The sequence below is a fragment of the Psychrobacter okhotskensis genome (assembly GCF_965638355.1).
Lineage (GTDB): Bacteria > Pseudomonadota > Gammaproteobacteria > Pseudomonadales > Moraxellaceae > Psychrobacter > Psychrobacter okhotskensis.
The window spans coordinates 1451884-1472367 of the sequence record NZ_OZ281822.1 but is presented as its reverse complement, the minus strand read 5'-3'; the positions used below and the strand labels follow the sequence as shown (position 1 = coordinate 1472367).

Genomic DNA, 20484 nt, shown 5'->3' with positions numbered 1-20484 from the left:
CAGACGAGGAGAGACTTGAATCGAGCGGGTCGATAATAAGCGCAAAGTAGGCAAAAATTTAGATTTCATAAATATTACTCGTTTTATTATTAGTAGTAGGATTTGCAAACTTTATGCTAACGATAGTCAATTCTATATTAATCGGACACGGTCTCAGGTTATTAGAGTCGCTCGGCGTACTATAGATAGCACTTTCGCTCATCTGTCCTGTCTCTCAATTATTCTGAACCAACTATATTGTTTTAATGCTTTTTGACGTAATCATTTACTGTAAAAGGCAACGGTGATTAAAACAAGGCTTTGTCTTGACGGTCAGCAGGAGAAAAATTCACAGCGACCTGACCGAACTCATATTCTCCAGTCTCAAGATTGGCTTTCATACTCGATGCTTCAAATCGATTCATCCCTTGTTCAATCTTGACCGCTTCATCACTATAAACTTGACCTGACTTGGTATTGCCTTTAAGAATATTACCCGTCACTTTGATGGGTTCAATATCTGATGTGCCATCAGCTTTATCTTCACTAACTAAGGTAAAGCCACCAGACAAACTCAGCTCTCCAGTCTGTTGGCTAATAGCAGCACTACCCGCTTCGATACGATAGCGCTGCTCATCTGAGGGCTCCCAATTCATCGTAATACCGGACATCTCATCCTCATTAGTCACCGGATTGTGTGTCAACGATTCAGCGGTAAGCTCATATTCCGTTTCGCCTTGCTCATTGGTTTGCACCGCCTTGATGTCGGTCGCTTCATAATCAACATCCGTCGCTTCCATACTGACTGGCGGTGATATATCTCCTTGCTGCTGAAAAAACCAGCCAGCAATACCAGCAATAATCAACGCTAAAACTATTAAAACACGAGTATTCACGACAAGTTATCCTGAGTTTGTGCCTCATCAAGCGTATAGTGCGCGATAAAGTCTTGATAATGACCGTGACCTTTTAAGATAAGATCACATATTTCACGAACTGCCCCCGTACCGCCTGCGCGGGTGGTGACCATGTCGCTACGCTTAATCACTTCGGCATGAGCATTGGGCACCGTTGCCGCAAACCCCACGGTTTGCATTGCTTTAATATCTGGCAAATCATCGCCCATATAAGCACAATCGGCCGCCGTAATATTGAGTGCCGGGTCAAGGGTAGATAACAATTCATTTAAGGCAATGAGCTTATCATCACGTCCTTGTACCACATAATTCACACCCATCTCGACAGCGCGCTTATCCACCATGGCGCTGCTACGACCCGTGATAATAGCAGTCAAAATGCCATACCGTGCTAACGACTTAACGCCGACACCATCGTGTACCGAAAAGGCCTTAGTCTCAATACCATTGGCGTCATAGATAATTTGACCATTGGATAAAATACCATCAACATCCAGTACCAATAGCTTCACTTGTCCGGCTTTTTTTATTAAGTCTTGCATGAGTCATCCCTTCTTAAAGACTTTTTGGCTCTTATTTATGTAGCATTATTTTTTTAAATGCATAATGCTTACTTAACACCCGCTTGTAGTAAGTCATGAACCGTAATAATCGCTTCCAAGCGATCTTCGTCATCGATAATCAATAGCTGGCTAATGCCGTTTTCGTTCATGACACTCAAAGCGTCTGATGCGCGCATGCTTTTACTGATGCGACGTGGGTCGTGTACCATCACATCGCGCATCGGGGTTTGTAGATCAATGCCTTTTTCTAAGCCACGGCGTAAGTCACCGTCTGTAAATACGCCGACAACTCTGTCATTATCATCAATGACCACTGTCATACCTAAACGCCCAGCAGACATGGTAAAAAGCGCCTCTTGCAATGGGGCTTGTTGATTGATAAGTGGCAAATCTTCTGACTTAGTATGCATCAAATCTTCGACGCGCGTGAGCAGTTGACGACCTAACGCCCCTGCTGGATGCGATAAAGCAAAATCCTCTGACGTAAAATTGCGCGCATGCACTAAAGCCACTGCCAAGGCATCGCCTAGCGCCAATGTAGCGGTGGTGCTAGAAGTGGGCGCAAGATTTAGCGGACAGGCCTCCTGCGATTTACCCAAAGTCAATACAATGTCAGCTGCGCGCGGTAACATGCCACGCTTATCACGGCTGATACTAATCAGTGGAATATTTAAATGCTTAACCACAGGCAGCAGCATTTTAATTTCGTCTGACTCGCCAGAGTTTGAGATGGCCAGCAACACATCGCCTTTCACCAGCATACCTAGGTCTCCATGCCCCGCTTCACCAGGATGCATAAAAAAAGCGGGTGTACCAGTAGAGGCAAAGGTCGCAGCGATTTTGCGCCCAATCAATCCTGACTTACCCATACCAGTCACCACTACCCGACCTTTACAGGCCAAGATAATATCGCAAGCCTGTGCAAATCTATCGTCTATCTGCTCTGTCAGTAGTGCTAACGCCGATATCTCGGTATTGATGGCTTCGATAGCGGTACTAATATATTGCTCATGGGTCAGATTGCTTTGGCTATTACTCATGCATCAGCTCTATGTTTATAATGAATCGATAAGATATTTTACTATACTCTGAGCAATATTAATAATGCCCCGCAAAACCCAATAGCAACGTCAAATCGATATCAATGTTTAGTAGTTATTATACGTCTATTTATACAAAAAAAACCCACTATAGCAGCAGGTTTTGATTAAGTATATCAAGTCGAGATAACGCATCTATAGGCAAAATACTTCCTGTCTATGATCGGTTATTTATTATCAACTTAGTTGTTATCATCAGACTCGTTATTTGGCTTACTTTCGAAGCTCGCACTGTCTGCTGGCGTCTCAAACCCACGGTCTTGACCAAAACCACCACGTTCAAAACCGCGATCTTGACCTTGTCCTAAACTACCACGCTCAAAGCCGCGATCTTGACCTTGGCTAAAGCCACCACGGTTGAAGCCACTACGATTAGCAGCAAAACCGCGCTCTTCAAAACCACTGCCGCTAGCAGGATTACTACCACGTTCAAAACCACTACCTTGATAACTGGTTGGCGCGGCACTCTGAGGCTGAGAGGTAGTGCCTGTCGCTGTGCTACTACGCGGGTTACGCGCTGGTACAACCGTCGAGATGGCATGCTTATAAACCATCTGGCTCACGGTATTTTTGAGCAACACGACATATTGGTCAAACGACTCAATCTGACCTTGCAATTTGATACCATTAACTAAAAAAATAGAGACAGGAATGCGATCTTTGCGCAGCGAGTTCAAGAACGGATCTTGTAAAGTTTGTCCTTTTGACATGAAATCTCTCCTAAATATTATATAATTATGTTTTAAGCGCCAATTATTTTAAGTGTTGATTTAATTATAATGGCTAAGAGTAGATACAATAATAAGTTTTATTTATAAAACGTATCTAAATAAACACTGGTCCTTCTTAAGCGATTCCACTTTATCGTGAATACATTATTATTGTAGATAATTAAGTAACTACTTGTTTCATAAACTGTTTTTATCAACAAACGTCAATTAATAATAGTTAATAAAGCAATGGCGATCGCGCAAAATACACCACTTTACTGAATTTAAATTATAACAGCTATTAACGTTGTATTTTGAAACTAATTGTCATTACTTTCTAGTGTGTTTATGAAGCGTTGCTGCTATGTTGTGTTTCTAATAAGATGGAGCAAAATCAAGACAGACTTTAAGGCAAATAACGCCTTTAAGAATGGCTAAAGCAGATAGTTTCTTGCCTCTGCCATTGTTGTGAATGCTTTAATCTCTAACGTATGGTTCATAGAGTCATTTGTATCATCAGCAGAGTTGGGACTTATTGCTACTGGTGTCGCAGTACTGGGCAGTTGCATTACTTTGCGAAGCCAAGTGTACTGGCGCTTTGCTAGCTGTCTTGTCGCATATAATGCCTTATTTTGCATTTGCTGACAAGCAAGCAACTCGGTTTGGCTATCGGCCGAACTTGATTCAAGAAGAGGCTGAGATGCTTTATCTTGTTGTGACTTATTACTTATTGAACTGTCTAATTCGCCAAAAGCCTCGTAAAACAACGCCTTGTCTAAATGCGGCTGTTCAAATATTGGATGATTAGTATGCACGAGATATTCTAAGACTTGCCGATAGCCAACGCAGCGCATCGACGGCAAATTCGGTGTTAGTGGATACTGCTCAAGCAGCCTGATTACTTCAGCTACCAGACCCTCTTTCCACATGATGTCTAAACGCTGCTCGATACGCTCATGTAACCATGGACGATCAGGCATCACTGCCAATACATGCCAGTTCTGATTGGGATTATGGGCCAATGCTTGTTTGGGCTTTCGCTGCCAGTCACTAATTGGGATATCTGTTTGCAAATACACTTCAATAGCGCGGGTAATACGCTGAGTATCAGTGGCATTGAGGCGCTGGTGGCTCACCGCATCAACTTCACCTAGATAGTCATATAGCACACTTATACTTTCATCTTGTCGCCATTGCTCCACCCGCGCACGGACGCTATCATCGCTATCTGGTACTGGAGATAGCCCATCTAATAGCGCCATGTAATACATCATGGTACCGCCAATGAGCAAGGGTATTTTGCCGTTTTCATGACAGCGATCAATCAGACGAGCAACATCATTAACGAATTCTGCAACGCTATAGCTCTGCGTCGGGTCAATAATATCAACTAAATGGTGCGGATAACGCGCCAGCTCCTCCGTCGTAGGCTTGGCTGTACCGATATTCATGTCGCGGTATATCAGCGCTGAATCTACTGAAATGAGCTCATAACGTCCTGTATCATACAGCTCATAAGCCAGTGCTGTCTTACCGCTCGCGGTTGGTGCCATCAAGCACACCACGCTATTATCTGCCAAATTGGGATTTAGGCGATAAGACGAGCTATCAGACGAATGTTGCATAAAGTTGCCTTTACCAATAATGTTTTGGGTAACAGAAAGAGAATTTAGTTATTTTTTTTATTCACAGACGAGAGCATTAACGCGACTAACTGCTGACTGTCTATCGTTTTGAGTGCGTTATTAATAAGTAACGAGTCGATATCAGCTAAGAATACTATCAAATCTTGCGCTGACATTTGCGCGCTCACGGTAGCCAGTTGCTGATTAATATATACTGCACTATCTATCGACTTGCCCTCTAATATTTCCCCTTCTTTGGAAAAATTATTGCTAAGCACTTGTGACTCAAATAATGAGCTTAACATCGACTGCCAATCTGCTGCACTGATGAGTAAACATTGCCCGTGATAGTAAAATAATAACCAAGGCAGTGATTTATTATCGATGTCTTTAGTATAAGAAGATTCGATTGCTAGGTTATTTAAGCTCGTAATGATATCTAAGCAAACTGGTAAAGACTCGCTTGTTAGTAACGAGCTACTTAGCATATTAGCGTTATTGGTTGAAACTGGACTTAATAATTTAATACTCTTCGCTGAAGAGTCATCACTATAGAATTTTCCTGAAAGACGCTCTTCTAAATTTTGCGAAAAATCTTTACTTACTGACAACTGATATGGCTGTCTAGGTGCTTGTACTTGCTGGGTTTTGGTTAAACGAATGGTAGATGATGTCTGTTCCCTTTCAGCAGCAAAGGCGTTATATATAGGTAGACGATTATCTAATACTTGACTATCATCATTAGCAGAATCAATGGTCTTTTTGCTAATAATCGTTTTAAGCTTTGTCCGAATATCATGACTTAGATGCGCCATGATATTGTTGAGCGGACTGATTTTGATGCGCTGTTTGGATGGATGTACATTGATATTGAGCCACTCGGTTGGCAAATCAAAATAAAGCGCGTAGCCAATACCTGCCAGCTGAGTACTTTGGGCAAGTTGGCGCAATTGATTGCTAACCAAGGCTTCTTTTACTAGCCTGCCATTCACATAGATTAGCTTTGGTAAAGTATCCTGCGAATGAGCGATAGGCCACAACCAACCATTAATGCTTGCTTGAGCGCCAAAGCTATTGCCAGCATACTCTGCAGGTGACTGCACCAAGCTGCTGAGATCTATCGCTATTTCTAACGCATTATCCATTAGTGATGACCCAGTCGCTTGTTCAAGACGCGATAATGGCAGACGATTTATATTACTATGATTGTTGTTATCGACAGACTTTGAAGACAGCGACAGCCGCTTTTTATTATCATGAAACAGCGTCAGTGCCACATCTGCTCGCGCCAGTGCGACTTCACGGACTATTGTCTCAATATGACCAAACTCGGTCGCGATAGACTTTAAATTACCGCGACGGGCTGGCACGTTAAAGTATAAATCTTTTACGGTAATGGTCGTACCACGATGATGCACAACGGGTATGAGCTTTGGCACATCGTCCAATACACCAGCAACTTGCAACTGACGACCGATGCCACTGTCATCGTGGCTACTGGTCAAGGTCAAACGAGAAACTGCTGCCGTCGCTGCCAAGGCTTCCCCGCGAAAGCCTAACGTTGTAATACCATGTAAGTTAGCGACATCAGCAACTTTACTGGTCGCATGACGGGTAATGGCCATGACCATATCATCGGGATGAATGCCCGTGCCATTGTCCATCACTTCAATCATTCCCATGCCGCCTTGGGTAATATGAATTTCAATATTACTCGCACTAGCGTCAATCGCATTTTCAAGCAGTTCTTTGACCACTGCGGCTGGACGCGTGACCACCTCACCTGCTGCTAATTGATTGATGAGCAACGGCGATAATTTTTTGATGCGGCTATTGGAGAGATTATCTGGCATTAATGGATGTCATACTTTTCTATAGTCTCAGCAGCATTAACGGGGTCTAACCTAAATTTTAAGAGAGGATAAATCTAAGCCTTGTGCTTGGCCCGCCTTCGATAGTCGCAGCTCAACTTGACGAGCCTCTTTATCTATATCAGCGCTGTTGGCTTGCGTCATATCGATAAACATAGTCGGCGGCGGTAAGTAGCTGTCCGCACGGCTGGCCCATTCGATAATGACCAGCGCATTTGGTTCATCGAGATACTCATCGAAACCGATAAAAGACAGCTCTTCTGGGTCTTGCAGACGATATAAATCAGCATGATAAACAGGCTTAATTGAGTCGTCATTTTGCTGAATGCTATAAGGTTCCACTAAGGTGTAAGTCGGACTTTTAACGGCACCCGAATGTCCGAGCGCTTGCAACCAATAACGCGTTAGCGTGGTTTTACCTGCGCCCAAATCACCCGCTAGCCAGACACTACCGGATAGTGGTAATGCCGCCAATTGTGCCGCCAAACGCTGAGTATCGGCTTCAGAATACAGCGTCAACATTTTTACGTTTTTGTCTTCCATTGTACTATTAAGCATCAGGCTTACCTGTCTGTACTTGCGTATGTACCTGCATAGTCACGGATGGATTGACAAAGCGCTCACCGCGAATCAGCTTGGTATACAACTCGGTGTCATGCCATTCAGCACTCACTTGGTCGCTGAACTCAAATTCTTCTAAATTAAGCTCGCCCATTTGCGCGTTTGCCACATCATCAGCAAAGCACTGTGCGTAACCGGTTGCCGTCTCATGGGCAATCACCGAGTAAACGCTGACATCAGACTCACCGTTTTGCATTTGGGTTTGTTTTAGAATTTCTTGCGCCCAAAAGAATATCACGCGCGAGAACTGCTCTGCGGACGGCGAGACTGGCAAACTTATCCAGCGTGCGCTGAACTTTTTACAAGCCTCAATATACTCAGGATCGTCCTTATTCCAAAAGCAAATGGCATGATCAAAGCTGTCGATGATGTCTTTAATCGAAGACTTTAATAAGCCAAAATCATAGACCATTTGCCCGTGATCTAAACGCTTGGCTTCTAGAATCAGCTCAATCTGATAGCTATGACCATGGATAGAATGCTTGCAACGCTCAGAGCTACAGTTACGCACGATATGAGCATTTTCAAATTTAAAAAGTTTACGGATACGCATAATAATTTTGACCAAAACAGTAAGCACTATCGTGCTAAATATTAATAACTAAAGGTTTGCCACAGCGAATCATTGGCTTGTCGCTTATTATAGCAAATTGGCATGTATCCGTAAGTAAGCACTTATTAATAGCAATATTGGCTAAATAAATCTATTGCCTACAACGTCTATTTATAAAATACGAATTTAAGGCATAGCATCGACAAAGGCAGGGTTGGATCGAATCGTAGGTGAATTGTGCAGAGGCTATCTATTACCTACCCTTCAGCCTATACTCAATCCAGTACGCAGCGTTTGCGGCCATTGTAGCAATATCGCCTACTAGTCAGCTAATTTGGCTTAGAGGATGGTATAAGCTACCTAAAAAGGAAAAAAAATCATGAGTAAAGGTCAAGATAGTAAGAAGAATGTAAAAAAGAAGCCACTGTTAACGGCAAAAGAGAAAAAAGCGGCTAAACAATCAAAGAAAGAAGACAGTGGTAGTATTTTAGGTAAACATTAATATTCAATGCACCACTGTGCTAATTGAAACCCTATTAATTAAAGCTATGCCAATCGAACCTCAAGGTTTGATTGGCATTTCTTATATTTGATTGGCATTTCTTATATTAGATTGGCATTTCTTATATTAGATGATGCTTTGATACTAGGGTGTATCCTCATTTTAAAAATAGTCATAAAAATGAGATAAATCGCCGTCAAACGAGAAAATAGCGCAAATAATATCGGGATATTAGTCAGCTGTTTGACGGTGTTCGGCAAAATTTAGCCATTTTTAGACCATTTAGATACAATCGAGTGAATTGAAGATACGCCCTAAGTACTGCGCGGTGCAAACATAATAATCGCCATCCCTAACAGCGCGACCGCCGAACCCACTATATCCCACGTGGTTGGTCGAATACCATTCACCGTCCACAACCATAAAATCGCCATCACCACATATACCCCACCATAAGCTGCGTAGACTCTACCCACAGCCGTTGGATGTAATGTCAGCAACCAAACAAAAGCGGCTAAACTAAGCACGCTGGGAACAAGCAGCCAAATTGACTTACCTTCTCGCAGCCATAGATAAGGCAGGTAACAACCGACAATCTCAGCTAATGCTGTCAGCGCAAAAAGGCCAACCGTCTTTAATTCTGTCAAACTTACCTACTCCCCACCTACTACTCTTCTAATCTAACAAAACCAGTTAGGTATTGTACGGTATTTCCCAAAATAATCACTCTATCTCTATCACCTCTTATAAAAGACTATTTTGTCTGACATTACAGTCAAAATCACAGTAAAATCTATCATAGCAAACCTCTTAGATAACCGTCTATCGAGGTCATACCGATCTATTGAATAGGGATTTAACGTAATGATGCGTATTGGCTTGTTTTTATTGACCAACTTAGCCGTGATTGTGGTGTTTAGCATTGTATTTGGCATACTATCCAGATTTTTTGGGATTGGCGGTGTGCATAGTGCAGGTGGTCTTAACTATGTCAGTCTTGCTGTTATGTGTGGTATCTACGGTATGGTTGGCTCGATGGTGTCGCTATTTATATCAAAGTGGATGGCTAAAAGATCAACGGGTACGGTGGTGATAGAATCCCCTCGTAACTCGACTGAGCAATGGCTAGTCGATACAGTAGCCAAACAAGCGCGAGCAGTAAATATCGGTATGCCTGAAGTCGGTATCTTTAATAATTCGCAGCCAAATGCTTTTGCGACTGGTTGGAATAAGAATAAGGCGCTGGTAGCTGTATCGTCTGGTCTACTACAGAATATGACAGCCGATGAAGTTGAAGCGGTATTGGCACATGAGATTGGTCATGTAGCCAACGGTGATATGGTAACCCTTGCCCTTATTCAAGGCGTGGTCAATGCCTTTGTGATGTTCTTTGCACGCATTGTCGGTAGCTTCGTTGACCGTACTGTGTTCAAAAACACCAGTGATCGCCCAGGTATCGGTTACTTTATTACCAGTATTGTGATGGATATCTTACTTGGGTTTTTGGCGTCTGCTATCGTAATGTGGTTTTCACGCTTACGTGAATTCCGTGCGGATCAAATGGGGGTAAAACTTGCCAGCCGCGAAAAAATGATCAGTGCGCTTGATGCGCTTCGTCCTTCTGCACAGCGACCTGACCAGATGCCTGAGAGCATGAAAGCCTTTGCGATCTCGTCTGGGCAAACGCAAGGCTTTAGTATCGCGAATCTATTCCGCTCACACCCCACGCTTGATGACCGGATTGCGGCGTTGCGGAATTATAATCCTAGTGAGAGATAATAAGAAGATTGATGAATTAACTCCTAATTTGCTATCTCTTAGCAGATTAAGTGACATACTAAAACTTACCTATGATTTATATGTACTGCAGAGATTTTAGACATTTAGTGATTTCCTCTATTATCTCTTCATAACCATCTATTTTTTGTTCAACTTCGAGAAAATTTGTACCGGTATCTTTACAATAATTTCTTGCTGCGTTATAGATTGAATCTTGCATTTGATAGTTTTCAATCAAATTCACTGTTTCGTCGTATACACGATTTCTTTTTTTCTGTAATGTACTCCAATCATCTTCACTTACTTTTATAAATACTAATAAATCGGGAGCGGCTAATAGTTCTGCATCTAATTCAGCAGTTCTCTTAACAACTTCATAGTAGGCATTTTCTTTTGAAATCAACCAACTAAAAGACGGGTCGTTAATATAATATTTAATCAATACATCATAGAAACTGTCAACGAAGACTAACTCTTTCTCAGATATTAATGCAGCTTTCTTATACTCAGGAACTCTAGCAGATCTAAACCAATTCAAAGCACTAAACTGATCTAGGTTATCCTCTTTAATCCAACTTGGCCAAAAATCCTCCTCTGGCTCTAGAAAGTACTGGCTACTACAATTTTCAGCTATTTTTGCTGTTAACGTACTTTTGCCACAAGAAGGCAACCCACAAAAGACAACTAACATGAAGTATCCTTTTTATCGGCTATACGCCACATTTCTTCAAATTCAGATAGATACATATGAAATAGTCGACCAGGATTTTTAACTTCATAAGTAACAGTGGATGAACTTCTGGATTTTTTAATTATTGAATAATGTCCTGTAAATAATGTATCTCCTAGACGATATATCATGACTGGTAAACTTTGTTCAATAAACCTAATTTCAACATTTTCAATACCTTCAAAACTGGCTAATATATTCGTACATAATGTTTGGTAATAATCTTTAACGTGCCCTTCGTTAAGAGCTTGACTCTTTGATGCTTCAGTATCTGGATTAACTAGTAAAATTCTAACATTTATAGGATTTTTACCCTCATTTCTTCTTTTTATTATATCTAAAGCTTGATTTGAAAACCCTGATAGCGAATAACCTGTAACATCAATCTCATTAGACGTTTCTAATAATTTCTCATATATACTCACTAAGGCTCTCTGACTATGTATTTCCTTTAAGCCATAGCTCCTAATGTTAGACAAGAGTCTATCTTCAGATGTCTTAATAAACCTAACCCATAAGGTGCTAAAGCTTACAAGAGAGCTAGCTATTAATGAAGTTCCAATTGCACGTGGAATTTCATCAAAAAAAATTAATATTAACCCTAGTATCAGTATTGAAATATTTAAGACTAGTAGTGAAGTAGTAGAATTAAATAACTTACGAATTGTTTCATGTTCATCTAAGTTAAAACTAGCCATATTTAATCTTAATTTTTAATGGTTATTATAGTTAAACGTCGTGTATATTTATGATACTTTCAATTTTATCCGCACCCATAACTAAACACTTACGTATCACAAAATCTTCTAAGCCCAGATTATCAGACCATCTTTGAATATACCCTTCTCGCATTTCCTTAGGATACAAGAGTATATCGCTCGATTTATTATAAATAGTGGCTAGTAACCTTACTTTATTTTCTAAATCAAGCTCTATAAGTCCTGTCTGTTCATCGCTATCTTCTAAAATTTTTTCATCAATTTTTTCAACTATATGTTCTACTAAGCTTTTCTCTTTATCACTCATTTCATTTACGATATTAGTCATATCTGAAAATTTATCAATATAAGAGTGGGCTTCAACTAATTTGCTAACTAATATTTTCATGTACTATTCCTCTAGTATTTTTTTAATAAAAGGTATTATTTCTTTATAAATACTCTTTATAGACTTACGATTATTACCTTTATCATATGCATCAATAAACACTCTATTTTTTTTATTTTCAACATTGCTAAAGAAATTGTTCACCTTTACCTGTAGACCTTCATCTTTTTCATGAATATCTGAACTATCTAAAGAGTAACTTCTATCTTTCGAGCCATTTCTTTCTAAATGTATACCATCTATGTAATGAGAGTCTGGAGCAGTAATAATAACCTCCAAATCAGGTTTGGGAAGCTTATATATCTCATACTCTAACCACTGAATGAGTTCTACAAGCTTCTCACTTCTATCTATATCTATTAACTTAGAAGTTTGAAAAGCTATATTTGATAGTATGTAACGATCACAGAGAACAATAGCTCCACTCTCAAGACTTCCATTAATAGGATCTTTTGAGATATATCTATCAGCAGCAAAGGCTAAGCTCAAGAATTCAGGCTCAACCTGCCCATGTTTACCATTTAAGAAGTCACCTATCAAATCTGATAGTGGGTTACCTACTTTATGAGGAAAATCATAAGTTGATACTTCATAACCTTCTTTAATCAGCATGTCTTCTATGAGACTATACTGTGTACTTTTGCCTAGGCCATCCCCACCCTCTATTACAATTAATTTTCCTTTACCGCTATTATTCATATAACTACCTGTTTAAGTCTCTTGAGAAGTGATTATTTTGCATATATTTCGAACTCTGCCTTATAGAACTATATTTCTTGATACAAAAAACTTTAATTTGTTAGACGGCTGATGTTTCTATTATACAGATATTAAGATAAAAAAGACCTGAGTGATAATAGAAATAGACATAGACTATGTCAACTCTTCACTCATCTAAGTAGATAATAGATTATATCAGTACCTGATCTATTTCTTCTTCAAAGATTCCAAGTAGCTTCAACCATAAAAAAAAGCCTATCTATAAAAGATAGGCTTTTCTAAATCAAACTCGTTATTTAAACATCAAACTCTAATGCTCTGTCACCTTCGCTATCTTTGATACGCGTTGGCAAGCCAATTTTATTGAGCAGATTGATAAATGGCTTGGCATCTAGCTCTTCAACGTTGACCATCTTGCCAGCATCCCACTCGCCAGTCGCGACTAACATCGCAGCCGCGACAGGTGGTACGCCTGCGGTATAAGAGATACCTTGGCTGCCGACTTCATTATAAGCGTCTTTATGATCGGAGACGTTATAGATAAAGATTTCGCTATCAACGCCATTAATCTTACCTTTAACTTTGTCACCGATGCAAGTCTTGCCCGTATAGTTTGGTGCAAGCGAGCTTGGATCTGGTAGCACGGCTTTGACCACTTTTAGCGGAATAACCTCTTGCCCTTCCGCAGTCATCACTGGCTGCTCAGACAATAGACCTAAGTTCTGTAGCACGGTGAAAACATTAATATAATGCTCACCAAAGCCCATCCAAAAACGGATGTTTGGCACATCTAGGTTGGCTGACAATGAATGCACTTCATCATGACCACTCAGATAGCTGTTCTGCACACCCACAACTGGTAAATCGTCAGTACGCTTTACTTCAAACATTTTGTTAGACTGCCACTTGCTGTTCTGCCAAGAGTAGACCGTTCCGGTGAATTCGCGGAAATTAATCTCAGGGTCGAAGTTGGTGGCGAAGTATTTACCGTGGCTACCCGCATTGATATCAATAATATCAATATCAGTGACCGAGCCTGTATCCATCATGTCGTAGCCAAGGCGCGCATAGGCATTGACCATACCGGGATCAAAGCCTGCACCCAAAATCGCCGTGACATTGTTGTCCGCACAGCGCTGTTTACGCTGCCATTCATAGTTGTTATACCATGGCGGCGTCTCGCAAATCTTACGCGGATCTTCGTGGATAGCGGTATCAATATAAGCAACACCTGTCTCAATACAAGCTTCTAATACAGTCATATTGACAAATGCCGAACCGACATTGATAACAATTTGTATACCAGTATCTTGGATAAGCTGTGCCAATGCTTGGCTATCCATAGCATCAACTTGGTGCGTGTGCAAGATAGCAGCTTGTTTAAAGCTCTCTTTGTCTTTGACACTTTGCGCGATGGCATCACATTTAGTCTTGGTACGTGAGGCAATATGAATCTCGCCGAGCACATCATTATGCATCGCACATTTATGCGCGACCACTTGAGCGACACCGCCGGCGCCGATGATGAGTACGTCTTTTTTATTGGGCTTAGCTTGTTGGTTGGTATTCAATGCAACAATCCTCCTTTGTGTCCCTGTCATCGCCTAAGAGGTGGCTAGTCAAAACAGAAACGAGTGAATGATATGCGTGAATTAAAAAGGAAGACCGAGGAAAACCCACGCACCCGTCGGGCAAAATCAGCTGTTTTTGCCCGTGGCGATTATAACAATTTTTACTTACTTTTCGGCAAAAATTACAACATAACTTAGAAAATCTGAGAGCAATACTCATTTCTAGATAGTTGTTTGGCAGTGTTATTGAATAATGCCAAGCATAATAGTGTTATGACAAACTCGCCTTATAATCTTGGTAATCAAACTCGCGCTGCACATCAATGCTGCCATCCAGACGACGAATTACAATCGCTGGCATGTTGACGCCATTGAACCAGTTTTTCTTTACCATGGTATAGCCTGCCGCATTACCAAACGCAATGGTATCGCCTACCTGTAATTGGTTAGGCAAGGCATACTCACCAAAAATATCGCCTGCCAAACAAGAACGACCATAAATAATAGTGTTGTCCACCACGTCAGCTGTTTTGGCCATATCGACAGGTAATATATTAATCGACTCTTTATTAATCGCTGCAATGGGTGCTGACTCGCGGTAAATGAGTAAGTCCAGCATATGCGCCTCTATTGAGGCATCGACGACTGCTAGGTTTTTTTCATTATGCATAGTATCTAAAACGCTTGTAACTAGTGATCCAGCGCCATGAATGCTCGCTTCACCCGGCTCAAGGTAAACTTGTACGCCGTATTTTTCACTAAAGCCTTTCAACCGCTCAGCAAGTTTTTCTAGTGGATAATCAGGGGCGATAAAGTGAATACCACCGCCCAAACTGACCCACTCAAGCTGCGCTAAAACGTCACCAAATCTAGCTTCGATATCAGCCAAGCTGTCGCTAAAAGCCTCAAAACTGTCATTTTCGCAATTGTTATGAATCATGACGCCAGTGATATTACTCAATACCGCCGCAATCTTATCTTTATCATGCTCACCTAAGCGGCTAAATGGACGCGCAGGATCAGCGATGATAAACGATGAATTGCTAGTCTTTGGATTTAAGCGTAGCCCAACTGGAATACCCTTTGCCGCCGCTTGCTCTTTAAAGGCGTTAAGTTGCGAGATTGAATTAAAGATAATCTTATCGGCATAGCTTAATACTTCATCGATTTCATCTGCGCTGTAAGCAACGCTATAAGCATGGGTTTCTTTTTTATCTTTACCATTCGCTTCATCCTTGCTATCAGCGCTATTATTACCAAAGGTCTCATAGCCCAAACGCACTTCATTGAGTGACGACGAAGTGGTTCCGTGCAAATAGGGCTGCATCACATCAAACACGCCCCAAGTCGCAAAGCATTTGAGCGCCAATAAGGCTTTGGCGCCTGACAGCTCACACAGTCGCGCGATAATCTGCATATTGGCAACGATTGCCGCTTCGTCGAGTAGATAATAAGGCGTTGGTGGCAAGGATGATTTTGTGGTTTTCAGCGAAGTTTTTGCATTCATAAGAGGTTACCTAATAGCTGCTGTTGGCATCATGACAGATATAAATATTTGCGCTATAGTAGACTAAATCCACCGTAATTAGAATATCTTATGTCATTATCAACCGATTATTCCAGCTCTGCTAGCCAAGCCAATTTATCGCAACTCGATTCAAAGAATATTAATGTAGAGTATCTAGATGCTGAGGCGCGCGCAGTGTTGGATTTTTGGTTCGACCAAGATAATGAGCCATATTGGTTTACCCAAAATGACAACTTTGATAAGCAAATAAAGGCTAAGTTTGGCAAAATCTGGCAAGCAGCAAAACACGGTGAATGTGCGCCGTGGCGATGGTCTGACAATCACAACGATGTGAATAGCTCAATCACTAATTTGGCAGGACGATTGGCAGAGATTATTGTCTTAGATCAGTTTTCTCGCAATCTATGTCGCGAGCAAGCGTGCGCCTTTGCTCAAGACGGTATGGCCGTGGCATTAGCGCAAGAAGCCATTGCCCAGCCACATTTTGAGACCCTACCGATGGAGTGGCGCAAGTTTACTATTATGCCGTTTATGCATTCTGAATCAGCTGTTATCCATAAACGCTATCTGCCGCTGTTTGAGCAACTAAATGACCCAACCACTTTAGACTTTGAACGCCGTCATAAAGACATTATTGATGAATTTGGACGCTATCCACACCGTAATGAAGCCTTGGGTCGTGAGTCGACTGCAGAAGAAGACGCATTTTTACAGCAGCCGAATTCTTCATTCTAAGCGTTATTACTTATAATAACAAAAACAAGGGCTGAATCAGATAACTGGTTCAGCCCTTGTTTTGTTTTATCCTATTTATTCTAGGGTATACCCTATAGATTAGTAGTTCACTTTACCCGTGCTAAAGCTAAACGACTGCTGCTTTAGCGTTCGATTGTCCACTAACACATCAAAGCTTACACGATATTCACTCTCGCCATGCAAACCACAGTTTTGATCTTTTTTAGTGGTGATTTTGCAGCTTTTTAGATTATCCGTAATGGGTAAAATAAAAGCTTCGTTCGCTGGTAGCTCATAAACGGTATTCTTATGGGGATCTTGCCCATAATCAAGCAGTTCAGTGGGCACATCGATGTTACGCTGAACATCATGGAACTTGATATTACTGAGCTTAATGGTCTGGGCAGCTGGCATACTGACATAGATGGGCTGCCCGATAGGATCAGCTCGTAGGTCACGACCCGTTCCTTTGACAGGATTTGGCGTTTCGTTATACAGCGCAGTCACCGTACCACTGACCCCTTGGCAAGGATAAGTGAATATGCCTGCCACCGTATTGTCTTTGCTTGCCTTGGTCGCTGAGGCATGGTTGACTAAGATATAACCCTGATTGTTGGTCGTGTCTTTGCCATAAGGCTTATAAGTGACCATACCCGTACCCGTCAAACTCGAGCCTGGTAGCATCAAAGAACGAAGATGATAAGGCGCTGCCAATAATGACTTCGCCATTGCACCTGCCACTATATCAGAGCCTATAATATTGCCAGCCGAGCTATAATAGACCGACTGGGCAATATTCTCAGTCACACCATATTGGGCGTTGCCGTAGTTTGCCTGTAACAACCGATCTGTGAAGCTGACTCCGCTAAAGAATGGGTTATTATCACCCGTGACGTTGGCGATATCTGCAATCTTATTTTCATAGTGCGGACTAAAAGCAGTCGGCGTGCTATTAGCAAATACATGCTTGATGTATTTTGCATGTTGAATCGCAACATTATCCAGTGCAGTATCGGCAGACAAACCACCTAGACCACAGCTGGTGCGCGCTAGACTAAAGGTATTATTGGCAATTAATGCAGCTTTTGCCTCATTATCAGTCTGGTCATTAGGCTTATCAGTCGAGGTATCATCAGGACTAGCAACAGGCGGTGTTGGCTTGGGCGTAGTATTGTTAGTGCTGCCATCTGAGTCTCCGCCACTGCCGCCACTGCCGCCACAAGCCGTCAAAAACGCTGTTAAAAATATTACTGCCGCGAGGTTTTTTTCTCGTAATTTGAGAGTCATCTTTTATCCTGTAAGATAGTGGTGTGCCTATTATGAGCAATAAATCAGCTATGACGGATATTATCGAATAACGATTCAAATGTCATTTAATAAAACATGAAAACTTAATACGCATAATCTCAAAAAACCATTCATTTTTGACTAAGGGATGTTTTTTTAAATTGATAAATAATTTCTGCTTAGGCTATTTATATAAATAAGCAATTCTCCATCTGCCTTTAACTCTCCAACGCCTTTCGCACTGGTGCAAAGCTACGTCTATGCTCGGGCAGCACCCCATACTGTTGAATCGCTTCCATATGCGCTTTGGTTGGATAGCCTTTATGTTTGGCAATCCCATATTCAGGATGCTGAGTATCGAGTGTATACATAGTAGTATCACGGCTGACTTTTGCCAATATACTGGCTGCGGCGATACTGGTATGACGCGCATCCCCTTTTACCCATGCTTGGCAGTCAATCGCAGAGTGATCTATGCCTAATTCAGCGAGCTTGGTATTGTTTACTTGAGGACAGCGATTTCCGTCGAACAAAACCTCAAATGTCAGCATAGATGTGGCAAGATGCTCAGCGATAGCCTCTAACAATCCTTCAGTGCATAAGCGCATACCGAGCATCGTTGCTTGCAAAATATTGACCTGATCGATGACCGTTGCTGGTATTTCAGCGATGATAAAACCCACAGCATTTTGCTGCACCAATGGATAAAGAATATCGCGTTTTTTCTCACTCAGCTGTTTAGAATCCGTCAGTATGGATAAAGGTGTGTCTTTTAAGGGTTGTTCTTCAATCAATCCTGACCACGTGGCAGGCAGTATCGCTGCGGCCACATTAACGCTACCTAAAAGTGGTCCGCGCCCTGCTTCATCAACACCTATTTGCAGCGTTGAGCTGTGCAGCGTTGAACGTTCTACATGCTGTTGTGTATTTAAGTGTGGCTCTTCATTTATCCCATATTCAGCGAGCAGCTTAGTCACATTCACTTGCCCATATAAATGGATAGGTTCGGCTAAATCAATGCACTGGGGTTTTATATCAATCTGTTGGATTTTTTTGTCAATCGGAATAATACTATCTGTAGGGTTGTTCTGAATGCTCATGATTTTTTGTGGTCTTATTGATTTGGGTGTTAAAGATAAATAATGCGCAATTATCCCTTAGGATTTATGCTGGTTTTGCATAAACCATTGATCAATCACGCTATTAGCAGGCTCATGATTGCTTTGCTGCTGCAATAGCTGCTTGGTGGCGACAAGCGCTTTTAATTGTTCTGCATAAGCACGCGGTTGCAACAGGCGCATGACGGTGCGGCAAATATTATCACCACTCGCCTGCTCCTGTATCAGCTCAGGGACGATGACGCTGTCGGCTAAAATATTGGGCAGCGCCACATAAGGGACTTTGACCAGACGCTTGGCAATCTGATAGGTCAGCTGATTTAATTGATACACCACCACCATTGGGCGCTCAAGCAGCATCGCCTCAAGGGTTGCCGTGCCAGATGCTAGCATCACCATATCCGAGGCAGCCATGGCCTGCTGACTAAACGCTGGCTGGCTGTCGTCATAGACCACCACGATAGCGGCACGCAATTGCTCTGAGCGTCGATCAATGACGTCTTGGACGATATACTGATGGTTTTGATCGACCGTTGGAATGATAAAACACAGCTTCGGATCTAGTAATATTAACTTTTGAATACCATCCAGCATAAGAGGTAAAATAGCCGTTATCTCCCCGCGCCGAGAGCCTGGCATCACACAAATAAGCTGGCTGACATCATCGAACCGCTCGATAAAAAACTGCTGCAAACCATCGTTGTGCCAGACCAACTCACTGCGCCTCTGATTGATAGGCGTCTCTATCAAGGTCTGATCAATAGTACGTAACAAAGGATGACCCACACATATCGCTGGATGATTGTGGCGCTCATATACTGGCAGCTCAAACGGAAATAGACAGAGTACAAGGTCGGTCGCTGCTTTAATATTATGAATACGCGACTCGCGCCATGCCCAAATAGAGGGGCTAACGTACTGTACACAAAACACGCCTTTTGGCTTTAACTTTTTGGCGACTCGTAGATTAAAATCAGGCGCATCAATGCCGATAAACCAATTGATATCAGCGATTTTGAAGGCGCTCAATAACTCGCGGCGCGCTTTAAGTAAGTCAGGCAATTGCGCCATGACTTCCACCAAGCCCATCACTGCCAGACGTTCTAGTGGAAAAATACTTTGCAATCCTTGCGCTTGCATCTTAGTACCACCAACGCCTACCCAAACGATATCATCACGCAGGTTATTCATCTGCTGCATAAAATCTGCCCCCAAACTGTCACCTGACACCTCACCTGCGACAATACCAATAACCAGTGGTGCCGTCTTAAATTCAGGCATCTGCTGATTGGTATCTGTCTGATCAATAAAGTCAGTATGTTTATGGGAAGTAGCAGAATCGGTCATAACAAGCTCTCAATATGAAGAATGACAATGGGTACAATTATTATGAACAAAAATAGCATTATTATAAAATATAGCACACCGAGTGAGTAACACCGCGCTAATGGCTGCAAGCGCTTGCCTC

Annotated in this window: 21 protein-coding genes; 3 read left to right on the top strand and 18 right to left on the bottom strand. The window is 41.9% G+C overall.

Going from position 1 to position 20484, the window contains the following annotated elements; all coding sequences use genetic code 11:
• Positions 1 to 287: 287 nt before the first annotated feature.
• The 8 genes from lptC to ACSUPM_RS06250 form a co-directional block, all read right to left on the bottom strand.
• Positions 288 to 875 (bottom strand): LPS export ABC transporter periplasmic protein LptC, encoded by a 588-nt coding sequence (gene lptC / locus ACSUPM_RS06285; protein ID WP_201584175.1) that lies wholly within the window; start codon positions 873 to 875, stop codon positions 288 to 290.
• Positions 872 to 1438 carry a KdsC family phosphatase gene (locus tag ACSUPM_RS06280; RefSeq protein WP_025651242.1) on the bottom strand — a complete coding sequence of 189 codons (567 nt, stop codon included), beginning with the start codon at positions 1436 to 1438 and terminating at the stop codon, positions 872 to 874. The genes lptC and ACSUPM_RS06280 overlap by 4 nt, the downstream gene beginning before the upstream one ends.
• Positions 1439 to 1506: 68 nt before the next feature.
• The gene (locus tag ACSUPM_RS06275; protein WP_025651243.1) at positions 1507 to 2499 is read right to left on the bottom strand and encodes a KpsF/GutQ family sugar-phosphate isomerase; all 993 of its coding nucleotides are present in this window, start codon (positions 2497 to 2499) and stop codon (positions 1507 to 1509) included.
• Positions 2500 to 2741: 242 nt separating this feature from the next.
• Positions 2742 to 3269, bottom strand: coding sequence for an RNA chaperone Hfq (gene hfq / locus ACSUPM_RS06270; RefSeq protein WP_025651244.1), 528 nt, complete (start codon positions 3267 to 3269; stop codon positions 2742 to 2744).
• Positions 3270 to 3703: 434 nt separating this feature from the next.
• Positions 3704 to 4894: a tRNA (adenosine(37)-N6)-dimethylallyltransferase MiaA gene (gene miaA / locus ACSUPM_RS06265; RefSeq protein ID WP_201567191.1), complete on the bottom strand. Its 1191-nt coding sequence runs from the start codon at positions 4892 to 4894 to the stop codon at positions 3704 to 3706.
• 44 nt (positions 4895 to 4938) lie between these two features.
• Positions 4939 to 6747 (bottom strand): DNA mismatch repair endonuclease MutL, encoded by a 1809-nt coding sequence (gene mutL / locus ACSUPM_RS06260; protein WP_350642763.1) that lies wholly within the window; start codon positions 6745 to 6747, stop codon positions 4939 to 4941.
• Between the two features lie 51 nt (positions 6748 to 6798).
• On the bottom strand, positions 6799 to 7323 hold the full coding sequence (tsaE, locus tag ACSUPM_RS06255; RefSeq protein WP_201584163.1) for a tRNA (adenosine(37)-N6)-threonylcarbamoyltransferase complex ATPase subunit type 1 TsaE: 525 nt from the start codon (positions 7321 to 7323) through the stop codon (positions 6799 to 6801).
• Positions 7316 to 7939, bottom strand: coding sequence for a 6-pyruvoyl trahydropterin synthase family protein (locus ACSUPM_RS06250; protein WP_173239306.1), 624 nt, complete (start codon positions 7937 to 7939; stop codon positions 7316 to 7318). Before ACSUPM_RS06250 ends, tsaE begins: the two co-directional genes overlap by 8 nt.
• Positions 7940 to 8318: 379 nt before the next feature.
• Here ACSUPM_RS06250 and ACSUPM_RS06245 point away from each other — a divergent pair, with 379 nt between their 5' ends.
• The gene (locus tag ACSUPM_RS06245; protein WP_264673009.1) at positions 8319 to 8441 is read left to right on the top strand and encodes a hypothetical protein; all 123 of its coding nucleotides are present in this window, start codon (positions 8319 to 8321) and stop codon (positions 8439 to 8441) included.
• 314 nt (positions 8442 to 8755) lie between these two features.
• On the opposite strand, the gene ACSUPM_RS06240 is transcribed toward ACSUPM_RS06245, so the two are convergent.
• Complete coding sequence (locus ACSUPM_RS06240) at positions 8756 to 9088, bottom strand: YnfA family protein (RefSeq protein ID WP_025651249.1); 333 nt, start codon at positions 9086 to 9088, stop codon at positions 8756 to 8758.
• Between the two features lie 217 nt (positions 9089 to 9305).
• Between ACSUPM_RS06240 and htpX the strand changes: the two genes are divergently transcribed.
• A complete protein-coding gene (gene htpX / locus ACSUPM_RS06235; RefSeq protein WP_201578280.1) occupies positions 9306 to 10220 on the top strand; it encodes a protease HtpX in 915 nt (304 codons plus the stop codon).
• 76 nt (positions 10221 to 10296) lie between these two features.
• On the opposite strand, the gene ACSUPM_RS06230 is transcribed toward htpX, so the two are convergent.
• From ACSUPM_RS06230 to ACSUPM_RS06205, 6 genes are all read right to left on the bottom strand, one after another.
• Positions 10297 to 10911 carry a hypothetical protein gene (locus ACSUPM_RS06230; RefSeq protein ID WP_201576275.1) on the bottom strand — a complete coding sequence of 205 codons (615 nt, stop codon included), beginning with the start codon at positions 10909 to 10911 and terminating at the stop codon, positions 10297 to 10299.
• Positions 10905 to 11648 carry a hypothetical protein gene (locus tag ACSUPM_RS06225; protein ID WP_201576278.1) on the bottom strand — a complete coding sequence of 248 codons (744 nt, stop codon included), beginning with the start codon at positions 11646 to 11648 and terminating at the stop codon, positions 10905 to 10907. Before ACSUPM_RS06225 ends, ACSUPM_RS06230 begins: the two co-directional genes overlap by 7 nt.
• A 31-nt stretch (positions 11649 to 11679) precedes the next feature.
• Positions 11680 to 12057 carry a hypothetical protein gene (locus ACSUPM_RS06220; protein ID WP_201576281.1) on the bottom strand — a complete coding sequence of 126 codons (378 nt, stop codon included), beginning with the start codon at positions 12055 to 12057 and terminating at the stop codon, positions 11680 to 11682.
• A 3-nt stretch (positions 12058 to 12060) separates the two neighbouring features.
• Positions 12061 to 12756: a dTMP kinase gene (locus tag ACSUPM_RS06215; RefSeq protein ID WP_201576283.1), complete on the bottom strand. Its 696-nt coding sequence runs from the start codon at positions 12754 to 12756 to the stop codon at positions 12061 to 12063.
• A gap of 317 nt (positions 12757 to 13073) precedes the next feature.
• Positions 13074 to 14348, bottom strand: a complete 1275-nt coding sequence (locus ACSUPM_RS06210; protein ID WP_201567369.1) for a saccharopine dehydrogenase family protein — start codon at positions 14346 to 14348, stop codon at positions 13074 to 13076.
• 271 nt (positions 14349 to 14619) lie between these two features.
• Complete coding sequence (locus tag ACSUPM_RS06205) at positions 14620 to 15855, bottom strand: carboxynorspermidine decarboxylase (protein ID WP_436880277.1); 1236 nt, start codon at positions 15853 to 15855, stop codon at positions 14620 to 14622.
• A 90-nt stretch (positions 15856 to 15945) separates the two neighbouring features.
• Here ACSUPM_RS06205 and ACSUPM_RS06200 point away from each other — a divergent pair, with 90 nt between their 5' ends.
• Positions 15946 to 16611 carry a DUF924 family protein gene (locus tag ACSUPM_RS06200; RefSeq protein ID WP_436880276.1) on the top strand — a complete coding sequence of 222 codons (666 nt, stop codon included), beginning with the start codon at positions 15946 to 15948 and terminating at the stop codon, positions 16609 to 16611.
• A gap of 99 nt (positions 16612 to 16710) precedes the next feature.
• Here the strand turns inward: ACSUPM_RS06200 and ACSUPM_RS06195 are convergent, their stop codons facing one another.
• The 3 genes from ACSUPM_RS06195 to lpxB all read right to left on the bottom strand — a co-directional run bounded on the left by ACSUPM_RS06195 (position 16711) and on the right by lpxB (position 20297).
• On the bottom strand, positions 16711 to 17898 hold the full coding sequence (locus ACSUPM_RS06195) for a CAP domain-containing protein (RefSeq protein WP_436880275.1): 1188 nt from the start codon (positions 17896 to 17898) through the stop codon (positions 16711 to 16713).
• A gap of 218 nt (positions 17899 to 18116) precedes the next feature.
• Positions 18117 to 18998 carry a ribonuclease HII gene (locus tag ACSUPM_RS06190; RefSeq protein ID WP_201616100.1) on the bottom strand — a complete coding sequence of 294 codons (882 nt, stop codon included), beginning with the start codon at positions 18996 to 18998 and terminating at the stop codon, positions 18117 to 18119.
• A 57-nt stretch (positions 18999 to 19055) separates the two neighbouring features.
• Positions 19056 to 20297: a lipid-A-disaccharide synthase gene (gene lpxB / locus ACSUPM_RS06185; protein WP_201576311.1), complete on the bottom strand. Its 1242-nt coding sequence runs from the start codon at positions 20295 to 20297 to the stop codon at positions 19056 to 19058.
• Between the last annotated feature and the right edge of the window lie 187 nt (positions 20298 to 20484).

Bases quoted from the DNA above. Each gene is read 5' to 3' on its own strand.
- ACSUPM_RS06225 (WP_201576278.1), bottom strand. From the start codon at position 11,648: ATGGCTAGTTTTAACTTAGATGAACATGAAACAATTCGTAAGTTATTT.
- ACSUPM_RS06280 (WP_025651242.1), bottom strand. From the start codon at position 1,438: ATGCAAGACTTAATAAAAAAAGCCGGACAAGTGAAGCTATTGGTACTG.
- miaA (WP_201567191.1), bottom strand. From the start codon at position 4,894: ATGCAACATTCGTCTGATAGCTCGTCTTATCGCCTAAATCCCAATTTG.
- ACSUPM_RS06205 (WP_436880277.1), bottom strand. From the start codon at position 15,855: ATGAATGCAAAAACTTCGCTGAAAACCACAAAATCATCCTTGCCACCA.
- ACSUPM_RS06250 (WP_173239306.1), bottom strand. From the start codon at position 7,939: ATGCGTATCCGTAAACTTTTTAAATTTGAAAATGCTCATATCGTGCGT.
- mutL (WP_350642763.1), bottom strand. From the start codon at position 6,747: ATGCCAGATAATCTCTCCAATAGCCGCATCAAAAAATTATCGCCGTTG.
- ACSUPM_RS06190 (WP_201616100.1), bottom strand. From the start codon at position 18,998: ATGAGCATTCAGAACAACCCTACAGATAGTATTATTCCGATTGACAAA.
- ACSUPM_RS06245 (WP_264673009.1), top strand. From the start codon at position 8,319: ATGAGTAAAGGTCAAGATAGTAAGAAGAATGTAAAAAAGAAGCCACTG.
- lpxB (WP_201576311.1), bottom strand. From the start codon at position 20,297: ATGCCTGAATTTAAGACGGCACCACTGGTTATTGGTATTGTCGCAGGT.
- tsaE (WP_201584163.1), bottom strand. From the start codon at position 7,323: ATGCTTAATAGTACAATGGAAGACAAAAACGTAAAAATGTTGACGCTG.
- ACSUPM_RS06215 (WP_201576283.1), bottom strand. From the start codon at position 12,756: ATGAATAATAGCGGTAAAGGAAAATTAATTGTAATAGAGGGTGGGGAT.
- ACSUPM_RS06220 (WP_201576281.1), bottom strand. From the start codon at position 12,057: ATGAAAATATTAGTTAGCAAATTAGTTGAAGCCCACTCTTATATTGAT.
- ACSUPM_RS06230 (WP_201576275.1), bottom strand. From the start codon at position 10,911: ATGTTAGTTGTCTTTTGTGGGTTGCCTTCTTGTGGCAAAAGTACGTTA.
- ACSUPM_RS06275 (WP_025651243.1), bottom strand. From the start codon at position 2,499: ATGAGTAATAGCCAAAGCAATCTGACCCATGAGCAATATATTAGTACC.
- ACSUPM_RS06200 (WP_436880276.1), top strand. From the start codon at position 15,946: ATGTCATTATCAACCGATTATTCCAGCTCTGCTAGCCAAGCCAATTTA.
- hfq (WP_025651244.1), bottom strand. From the start codon at position 3,269: ATGTCAAAAGGACAAACTTTACAAGATCCGTTCTTGAACTCGCTGCGC.
- ACSUPM_RS06195 (WP_436880275.1), bottom strand. From the start codon at position 17,898: ATGACTCTCAAATTACGAGAAAAAAACCTCGCGGCAGTAATATTTTTA.
- htpX (WP_201578280.1), top strand. From the start codon at position 9,306: ATGATGCGTATTGGCTTGTTTTTATTGACCAACTTAGCCGTGATTGTG.